The following is an 8,772-nucleotide window of genomic DNA, read 5'->3' as shown; positions in this document are numbered from 1 at the left end:
CAGCCGGCATCAGAGTGGCAGCCGGCGTCGGCGCCGCACCGGACGGATCCGGGGAGGCCGCGTCGCCGGGCGCTCCGTCGTCGGCGCGCTTGGCGCGGTCCTGGTGCGAGGGGCGGCCGGGGCCGTCGGCGGCGTCTGCGGGCCGGTCCCCCGGCGCGATGCGCTCGCGCTGCTCGACCGCCGACCGCTGGTCCGGCGCGGCACCCTCCCTCGCAGCCTCGGGCGTCGACGTGGCGCGGGCCGCGGCGTCCTGCCCGGTGCCGGCCGACTGCGCGTCGAGCGCGGTCTGGAATGCGGTTCCGCCGTCCGAGGAGGACCGACGGGACGCCTGCGCGGCGGGGCGAGCGACGAGGTCGGTCACCGAGATGGACGCGGTCATGCGACTCCTGCCGAGATGGCCGCGCGCGCGGCGAGCAGCTGCTGGGCGGTACCGGTGCTGCCACCGGCGCCGAGTGTCGAGAGCAGGCTCGACAGCGAGGTGCCGCCGGTCGAGTCCAGCAGGGATGAGGACGAGCCGCCGCCGAGCATGGCGGACAGGGCGGCCACGTCGGCCGTGGTGGCCGCGGACGTGCCGCCCGAGGTGGCCGCGGTCGCCTCCCCGGTCGCCGGCACGATGCGGCGGATGGTCACGATGTCCTTGTCCGTGAACCACGCCTTCTGCACCGACACGGTGCGCCCCTCGTAGGGTGCGTGGATCACGGTGTCGTTCCCCATGTAGATGGCGATGTGGTCGCCGCCGTTCAGCACGATGAGGTCGCCGGGCTTCGCGTCCTTCAGCGAGTCGACCTTCTGGCCGACGGTCTGCTGCTCGTGCACGAGGCGCGGTACCGAGATGCCGAGGTCGGAGAACGTCTTCTGCACGAGGCCGGAGCAGTCCATCCCGGACGAGGACTCGCCGCCGAAGACGTACGGCACGCCCTTGTACTTCAGGGCGGCCTGCACGACGTCGCCACCGGTGACGCCGTTGGAGGAGATGACGGCCCCGTCCGTCGACGCCGTCGAGGAGACCTCGGGTGTCGAGGACGTGGCGGCGGCACCGCTCATCGCGTCGGCGAACGCGGTCGCGGACCCGGTCGACCCTGCCGCGGGGGTGGGCGACAGTGCCGCGAGCTGGGTCCGGATCTGCTGGATCGTGGAGACCATGTCCGTGAACGTCACTGGGGTCCCCCTCCGTCGGGCTGGAGCGCGGTGAGTCGGGCGCGGGCCTGCCCGGCGAGCTCGTCGAGCACGACCTGCTCGGCGCGGAGCTCCTCCGCTCGGGTCGCGACGTCGTGCCGCTCCTCGAGCTTCTCGACCGAGAGGGTCGCGCGACGGGCGGCGCGGTGCTCCGCCTCGGCGCGGGCGACGATCTCCTCCTGCGTTCGCCGCAGCCCCTCCAGGTCGGCGAGCATGGTGGAGGTCGACGCCCGCGCGGCCGAGATGGCCGCGATGCCGCGCACGTCGCGCGCCTCGTGGCCGTGGTCCGTGAGGGTGCCGATCAGCTGGTGCCGCTCCGCAGCGATCTCGGAGGCGCGGGAGCGCGCGCTCCCGACCTCGACCGCCGCCCGGTCCTCCTTGAGGCGTCGAAGGCGGAGCAGGCCCGCAAGGCTGAACACGGCCATCACACGCCTCCCATCGGCGCGACGAGCGCCTCCAGGCGATGCCACGCGACCTCGGCCGGCGTGACGTCGTCCATGCGCTGGGTGAGGAACGCGCGGATCGCCTCCGCGTGCGTGAGGGCCGCGTCGACGCGCGGGTTCGCGCCCGGCACGTAGGCGCCGACGTCGATGAGGTCCTGCACCTCGCGGCGCGCGGCGAGCACGGAACGCAGGGTGGACGCCGCCGCTCGCTGCTGCGGGGTGGTGACGCGGGAGGCGAGCCGGGAGACGCTGCCGAGCACGTCGATCGACGGGAAGTGGCCGGCGGTCGCGAGCTTGCGGTCGAGCACGACGTGGCCGTCGAGGATGGATCGCACCGTGTCGGCGATGGGCTCGTTGTGGTCGTCGCCGTCGACGAGCACGGTGTACACGCCGGTGATGGAGCCGACCTGCCCGGTGCCGGCCCGCTCGAGGAGGCGGGCGAGCAGGCCGAAGACGCTCGGCGGGTAGCCGCGGGTCGCGGGCGGCTCGCCGACGGAGAGCCCGATCTCGCGCTGGGCCATCGCCACCCGCGTGAGCGAGTCCATCATCAGCATCACGTGCGTGCCGGCATCGCGGAAGGACTCGGCGATGCGCGTCGCGGTGAACGCGGCGCGCGACCGCGTGAGGGCCGGCTGGTCCGCGGTCGACACGACGACGACGCTGCGGGCGAGGCCGGCGGGGCCGAGGTCGTCCTCGAGGAACTCCCGGACCTCGCGGCCGCGCTCGCCGATCAGGGCGATGACCGTGACGGCCGCGTCACTGCCCCGGGCGATCATCGACAGCAGGGACGACTTGCCCACGCCCGAGCCGGCGAAGAGGCCGATCCGCTGGCCGCGGCCGACGGTGGTGAGGGTGTCGAGCGCACGCACCCCCAGGTGCAGCGGCTGCTCGATGCGCGCACGGTGGAGCGCCGACGGCGGCTCGGCGTCGACGGGCACGCGTCGTTCGACTCGGAGCGGGCCGCGCCCGTCGATCGGGCGGCCGGTCGCGTCGAGCACCCGGCCGAGCAGGCCGGCTCCGGTCGGGACGGTGAGCCGTCGGCCGGTGGCGCGAACCGGGGCACCGACGCGGATGCCGTCGATCCGGTCGATCGGCATGAGCACGACCTCGTCGCCGCTGACGGCGACGACCTCGGCGCGGCTGCGCTCCTCCCCCACGTGCAGGAGGTCACCCATCGCGGCGGACACGCCGCGGACGCGGATCCCGAGCCCGGCGACGGCGGCCACGGCGCCGATCCGCTCGGGCCGGGCCGCGGTCAGCAGCAGGTCGAGGCCGGGCGGCCGGTAGGGGGCGGTGGTGGCGCTCATGCCGGCTCCCCCGAGAAGGCGAGGCGCACGCGGTCGAGGGCGGCGCCGATCCGGGCGTCCACCGAGCCGTCGGCGAGGTCCGCGACGGCGTCCCCGCGGTCGAGGCCGGCGTCGGCGACGAGACGCACCGACGGGTGCTCCGCCGCCGCGACCTCCTCGACCAGGGCCAGGTCGTCGGGGTGCAGCCGCAGGAGGCGGACGGGCGCGTCACCGGCGGCGGCGAGCGCACGGCGCACCGCGGCGACGGCCGAACCCGGCCGATCCGCCAGCTCACGGCCGAGTACGAGCTCCGCGATGTCGACGGCGGCGGCCAGCACGGCTTCGTCCACCACCGCGTTCGAGGAGCCGGCGACGGCACGGAGGGACGCGGCGGCGGCTTCGAGGGCGGCCGCGGCGCTCCGTACGCGGACGATCTCGCCCGCCAGCACGCGGTCGGCCTCGGCGCGGAGCACGGATCGGTCCTGCTCGAGCATCGCGGCGGCCTCACGGCGGCCGGCCGCGTAACCGGCCGCGTGTCCCTGAACGCGGGCGCGCTCGGCGATCTCCCCCGTGACCTCGGTGGCCACCTCGGGGAAGACGAGCGGGGCGAAGGAGCTGCTAGTCGACATACTCCTCCTCGTCCTCGATCTCGGCGGGGGCGTCGCCCTCGGCCGGGCCCTCGCCGGCCGGCGGCTTCAGCTCCAGCCCGGTCGTGCCGGCGAGCTCGCGGAGCGCGCGCACGATCGCGTGCCGCGCCTCGTCGACCTTGCTGCGGGGCACGCGCCCGAGCTCCGCCGCCTCGGCGGCGAGGGTCTCGCGGTTGCGCTCGGACATGTTCGCCCGCACCGCGTCGGCGATGTCGTCGCCGGCGCCCTTGAGGGCGAGGGCCAGCTGGCCGATGTCGATGCCGCGGAGCACCTGCTGCAGGTCGAGGTCCTTCAGGCGCGGCAGGTCCTCGAACGCGAGCAGCTTCGCGCGCACCTCCTCGGCGAGGTGCGCGTCCCTGGCCTGCAGCGCCGCCATCAGCTCGCCCTCGGCCGCCGGCTCCGCGCGGTTCATGATGTCGACGAGCGGCTGGACGCGCAGCCCGGGAGCGCCGGCGGCGGCGACCGGTGCGTACCGGGAGGTGGATGCGCGGAGCTGGCGGCGGAGCGCGTCGGCGACGATGCCGCCCGCTTCGGGCGCCGGGCTGCCCATGGTCGCGATCGCTTCGGCGACGTCCGTGCGCCGGTCGGGTTCGAGGGCCATGAGCACCTTCGCGGCCTGGTCCGGCCCGAGCTGCACGAGCACGAACGCGACCGTCTCGGCGGTCTCCCCCGCGAGCTGCTTCCCGACGGCCGGCGCCTCCACCGACTCGAGGAACGCGAACGAGACGCTCGCCTCCGGCGCCTCGATCCGCTCGAGCAGCCCCGCGGCGCGCTCCGGCTCGAACGACGCGTGGATGAGGTCGGCCGCGATGTCCTTGCCGGTGCGGCCGCCGGAGGGCTCGTTGCGGACGACGTTCTGCTCGTGGAACTCGCGGATCGCCGTCTCCGCGTCGCGGCCGGCGGGAGCGCGCATCCGCGCCATCTCCGCGGTGATCTCCTCGGCCTCGTCCGGGCTGAAGTTCCGCAGCACGGCCGCGGCGCGCTCCGTGCTCATGTTCATGAGCACGAGCGCGGCCTTCTGGACGCCCGAGAGGCTGCGGACCGCGACGGGGGCGAAATCGGTGCCGATGCCGGTCACGCACCGGCCCCCTCGGCCATGAGCGCACGCAGGTACTCGGCGGTGCGGTCGGGAGCGGCCTCGGCGAGCGCGTCGACGTCGGCCTGGAGGCGCTCGAACGGCGACAGGTGCTCCGCCGTGGCGCGCGGGGCGACCGGGACGGCCTGCGGCATCGCGACGGTGGGCGCGGGAACGGTCGGCAGGCCCGCCATCGGGTTCGCGCCGCCCTGCAGGCGGGGCGCGCCGCCGGCGAGCACGGCGTCGAGGGGCGAGGCGGGCGGCACGACGGACAGCTGCCCGGCGTCCACGGTGTCCTGCTCCGGCTTCTTGAACAGCTTCCGGAGCACGAGCACGAGCAGCACGAACCCGACGAGCCCGCCGAGGACCCAGATCGCCGCCGTGATCATCCGCGACATGTTGTCCGACGACTGCGCCGACTGCTGCTGCGCGAGCGCGGCCTTCGCCGCCGACGCGGCCGAGTTCGAGAACGGGGCGGCGGCCACGGTGATCGTGTCGCCACGCTTCGTGTTCACGCCGCCGGCGGCCGCGACGAGGCTCTGGATCGTGCTCGTCGGGATGCTGGCCGCCTTGGTGGCGTTGACCGCGACCGCGATGGACTGCGAGGTGAGGGTGCCGGGCGTGATCGTCTGGGTCGTCGTCGTCTGGTCGATGGCGTTGTTCTTCACGCCCTGATCCGACGTGTAGGTGTCGCCGCTGCCGGCCGTCGTACCGGTGCCGGTGCTCGTCGAGGTCGTATCGGTCCCGAGCACGCCTGCGGCGCCGCTCGCTCCGCTGCCCTTGTACGTGGACTTGTTGGCGCTCTGCGACAGCACCGGGGCGCCGGACGGCGTCGTGTACGTCTTGCTCGTCGTGGTGCCGGACGACTGGCTGACGGTCGCGTTGACCGTGACCGTCGAGTTGCCCGGACCGAGCAGCGCGTCGAGCTGCGCCTGGATCTTCGCGCGGGTGGCGTCCTCGTACGTGGTCGCCTGCTCGGAGGCGCTGCCGGACGGGGAGCCCCCGACCGAGGAGAGCGTCTCGCCCTTCTGGTCGACGACGGAGACGTTCGTGTCCTTGAGGCCCGGGTAGGCGGCCGCCGTGAGGTGCACGATCGCCTGCACCTGGTCGCTCGTGAGCGGCGTCGCCACGTTGACGAACACGGAGGCGGTGGGGTCCTGCTGCTTGTCGCTGAACACGGTCTGCTGCGGGATCGCGAGCTGCACGGATGCGGCCGTCACGCCGCTGATCGAGGAGATGGTCTTCGCCAGCTCACCCTCGATCGCGCGCTTGTACGTGACGTTCTGCTGGAACTCGCTGGCGGTGACTCCCATGTTGTCGAGCAGCGCGTAGCCGGTCGTGCTCGAGCTCGGCAGCCCGGCCGAGGCCGCGGCGAGACGCTCGGCGTCGACGTCGGCGGCAGGCACCAGGATCGTCGCACCGCCGTCGGAGAGCTGGTAGTCGACCTTGTCCTTGGCCAGCTGGCCGACGACGCCGCTCGCATCCGAGGCCGACAGGCCGGTGAACAGCGGCGAGTAGGTCGGCCGGCCGAGCCAGTTCGACAGCGCGACACCGCCGAGCACGAGGATCGCCACGCCGATGAGCGCGATCGTGCGCTGCGCGACGGTGAAGCCGCGCACGGTGTCGAGGAGGCGGCGGCCGGCGCCGTTGAGGTTCTTCATCAGGCCTGCATGCTCATGATCTGGTTGAACGCGTCGATGCCCTTGTTGCGCACGGCCGTGACGAGCTCCATGGTCACCTGGGCGCGGGTCGCCGCGAGGGTCGCCTGATGGATGTCGGTGAGGTCACCGCTCGTGACCGCCTTGACGGCGGCGGAGTTCGCGGTGTTCTGCAGGCCGGACAGCCCGTCGACCGCGTTCGCGAGCATCCCGCCGAAGCCGCTGCCCGAGGTGGCCGTGGTCGCGGACGGATCCGCCGCGCCCGTGACGCCGGAGAGGCCCGGCAGCGAGGTGAGGCCGGAGACCGAGGTGATGGGGTTCATGCGTTCCTGCCGATCGCCAGGGCGGCCTGGTACGTCTCCTTGGCGCGGTCCACCACGTTGGAGTTCGCCTCGAAGCCGCGCTGGGCCATGATCAGGTCGCTCATCTGCTCACCGAGGTCGATGTCCGGCATGCGGACGTAGCCGGTGGAGCTGGCGACCGGGTTGGTCGGGTCGTACACGAGCCTCCCGGTGGCGCTGCCGTGCTGAACGCTGGCGACGGTGACGCCGGTGTTGCCGGCCGACTCCTGCGCCACGAGGTACTCGGCCTGGAAGGCGTTCTGGCTCGGGTTCTTGGCGTCGTTGATGTTCGCGATGTTGTTGGAGATCGCGTTGAGCCAGGCCTGGTGCATGTTGAGCGCCGAGGCGGCGATGCCGATCGCGTCCATCAGGCGGTCTTCAGAGCGGTCGAGGTGGCGTCGAAGTCCATGTTCACGGCCTGCGCGGCGAACTGGTACATCAGCACGGTCTGCTCGTTGTTCAACGTCTCCGAGTCGAGGGCGACGTTGTTGCCGTTCTGCACGGTCGGCGCGGCGGACGTCGTCCAGGCCGCGCCGGCGACGCCGGAACCCGCCGCCACCGACTGGGCGAGGGCGTTCTCGAACGAGACGACCTTCGCCTTGTAGTTCGGCGTGTTGATGTTCGCGATGTTCTGGGCGATGGCCTGCTGACGAGCGGCGAGGCCGTCGAGTGCGCTCGAGAGCGCGTTCATGGTGACCGATTGGAACACGGCGCATCCCACCTACGGTGAACGGTGCGGCGGCCGAATCCATGGCCTGCAGGAACCCGAGCGATCCGTGCTCGGGGAGTTGACGCGACACTAAAGCGCGCGACGCGCGATTCCCGGGAGGCGCGACGCCCCCCGTTCGGGGGACCGCTGTCCCCCCTCGCGTCAGAGGGAGCGGTCGACGTAGACCGGAGGCGCGGTGAACGCCCGGAACGCGGGCTTCCGGGTCGCCGCCATCCGCGCGGCGACGCCCCCCTGCTCGTCGCGGAGCCGCGTCAGCAGCGCCCGCTGCCGGGCGAGCACACGAGTGGCGCGCTCGACGTCCCCGGGGGTCATGGGCGCCGGCACCGGCGCGGGCGCCCAGCCCTCGAGCCGACCGAGGTCACCGTCCTCCGCGCGGGCGACGCGGTCCTCGAGGTCGTCGAGGACGGGCGTCCAGACCGAGCCGGCCGGATCAGCCAACGGCGTCGCGGCGCTGAGCCGCCTGCTCCATCGAGACCTTCAGCGCCGCCTCGTGCCACGCGGTGCGCAGCGGCTCGAGCAGCACGATGCACTCGCGCGTCTTGCCGATGTCGCGGCGGACGTTCGCGGTGATGAGGTTCTGCGTCACGTAGGCGTAGAGGGCGAGCAGTCCGGGTCCGCCGTCCCAGATCTCGGGCCGGAGGGAGCTCATGAGCTCGGCGACGATCTCCTGCGCGTGCAGGAGGCACGGCGTCGCGGCCGTCCAGTCCTCCTGCCGCTGCGCGGTCTCCGCGCGCTGCAGGTCGAGCAGCAGCCGGTCGTAGAGCATCGTGAGGATCCGCGCGGGCGACGCCGACAGCACCGAGTCGCGGTTGTAGAGGTTGCGGGCGGCGGCGTACTCGTTGGCCATCACTTGCTGCTTCCGGAGTTGTAGGACGGGAGGGTCGCGATCTGCGACGTGAGCCAGGAGGCCTGCGAGCTGAGGTTGTTCAGCGCGGTCTCGAGGTTGTTGAACTGGTTCTGGTAGTTCTGCTGGATCAGCGCGAGACGCGTGGTCCAGTCGCTGATCTGGCTGTTGAGGCTCGACTCCCGCGACTCCTGGGACGTGATCTTCTGCGTCAGCGTGCCGGTGAGCGGGTCGGATGCGGCCGACGCGGCGCCGGAGATCCGGCTCGCGATCGTCTGGAACATCGACATCGTGCCGGCGGGGTCGCTCGCCATCGCGCTCGTGAAGGCCGTCTCGTCGAAGGTGATCGTGCCGGTCTTCGTGAGGGTGATCCCGATCGTCGAGGGGCTCTTGCCGTTCACGGCCGCGGTGGCGGCGGTCAGCATCTGATCGTTGAGCGCCCGGATCCCCGTGTCGCCGGTGAACACGGACCCCGTCGTGGACGTGCTGCTGGTGCCGCCGCTCGTGCTCGAGCTCGTGGAGACGGCGGAGTCGGTGGCGATCGTCGAGAACAGGGCGATGAGGTTGCCGGT

Annotated in this window: 12 protein-coding genes and 1 pseudogene; all 13 read right to left on the bottom strand. The window is 73.0% G+C overall.

Features of this window, described 5'->3' with window-relative positions:
• A pseudogene (locus JWQ92_RS09480) lies at positions 1-379 on the bottom strand (hypothetical protein); the annotation flags it as partial.
• Positions 376-1,158 carry a C40 family peptidase gene (locus JWQ92_RS09475; RefSeq protein WP_297344210.1) on the bottom strand — a complete coding sequence of 261 codons (783 nt, stop codon included), beginning with the start codon at positions 1,156-1,158 and terminating at the stop codon, positions 376-378. The pseudogene JWQ92_RS09480 and the gene JWQ92_RS09475, both read right to left, overlap by 4 nt.
• Positions 1,155-1,601, bottom strand: coding sequence for a flagellar FliJ family protein (locus tag JWQ92_RS09470; protein WP_297344209.1), 447 nt, complete (start codon positions 1,599-1,601; stop codon positions 1,155-1,157). Before JWQ92_RS09470 ends, JWQ92_RS09475 begins: the two co-directional genes overlap by 4 nt.
• Entirely contained in the window at positions 1,601-2,926 is a 1,326-nt protein-coding gene (locus JWQ92_RS09465; protein ID WP_297344208.1) for a FliI/YscN family ATPase, read from the bottom strand. Before JWQ92_RS09465 ends, JWQ92_RS09470 begins: the two co-directional genes overlap by 1 nt.
• Positions 2,923-3,534 (bottom strand): FliH/SctL family protein, encoded by a 612-nt coding sequence (locus JWQ92_RS09460; protein WP_297344207.1) that lies wholly within the window; start codon positions 3,532-3,534, stop codon positions 2,923-2,925. Before JWQ92_RS09460 ends, JWQ92_RS09465 begins: the two co-directional genes overlap by 4 nt.
• A complete protein-coding gene (locus tag JWQ92_RS09455; protein WP_297344206.1) occupies positions 3,524-4,630 on the bottom strand; it encodes a FliG C-terminal domain-containing protein in 1,107 nt (368 codons plus the stop codon). Before JWQ92_RS09455 ends, JWQ92_RS09460 begins: the two co-directional genes overlap by 11 nt.
• A complete protein-coding gene (fliF, locus tag JWQ92_RS09450) occupies positions 4,627-6,288 on the bottom strand; it encodes a flagellar basal-body MS-ring/collar protein FliF (protein WP_297344205.1) in 1,662 nt (553 codons plus the stop codon). Before fliF ends, JWQ92_RS09455 begins: the two co-directional genes overlap by 4 nt.
• Positions 6,288-6,608: a flagellar hook-basal body complex protein FliE gene (fliE, locus tag JWQ92_RS09445; protein WP_297344204.1), complete on the bottom strand. Its 321-nt coding sequence runs from the start codon at positions 6,606-6,608 to the stop codon at positions 6,288-6,290. Before fliE ends, fliF begins: the two co-directional genes overlap by 1 nt.
• Positions 6,605-6,994 (bottom strand): flagellar basal body rod C-terminal domain-containing protein, encoded by a 390-nt coding sequence (locus tag JWQ92_RS09440; protein WP_297344203.1) that lies wholly within the window; start codon positions 6,992-6,994, stop codon positions 6,605-6,607. Before JWQ92_RS09440 ends, fliE begins: the two co-directional genes overlap by 4 nt.
• Positions 6,994-7,335: a flagellar basal body protein gene (locus JWQ92_RS09435; RefSeq protein ID WP_297344202.1), complete on the bottom strand. Its 342-nt coding sequence runs from the start codon at positions 7,333-7,335 to the stop codon at positions 6,994-6,996. Before JWQ92_RS09435 ends, JWQ92_RS09440 begins: the two co-directional genes overlap by 1 nt.
• A 162-nt stretch (positions 7,336-7,497) precedes the next feature.
• Positions 7,498-7,794 (bottom strand): hypothetical protein, encoded by a 297-nt coding sequence (locus tag JWQ92_RS09430; RefSeq protein ID WP_297344201.1) that lies wholly within the window; start codon positions 7,792-7,794, stop codon positions 7,498-7,500.
• Positions 7,787-8,203, bottom strand: coding sequence for a flagellar export chaperone FliS (gene fliS, locus JWQ92_RS09425; RefSeq protein WP_297344200.1), 417 nt, complete (start codon positions 8,201-8,203; stop codon positions 7,787-7,789). The genes JWQ92_RS09430 and fliS overlap by 8 nt, the downstream gene beginning before the upstream one ends.
• On the bottom strand, positions 8,203-8,772 hold a 570-nt coding region (gene fliD / locus JWQ92_RS09420), incomplete at its 5' end, for a flagellar filament capping protein FliD (RefSeq protein ID WP_297344199.1). The genes fliS and fliD, both read right to left, overlap by 1 nt.

This window comes from Amnibacterium sp., assembly GCF_025463795.1.
In the GTDB taxonomy this organism is placed as follows: Bacteria; Actinomycetota; Actinomycetes; order Actinomycetales; family Microbacteriaceae; genus Amnibacterium.
Note: the sequence above shows the minus strand (reverse complement) of the source record. Positions and strands in the feature narration are given on the sequence as shown.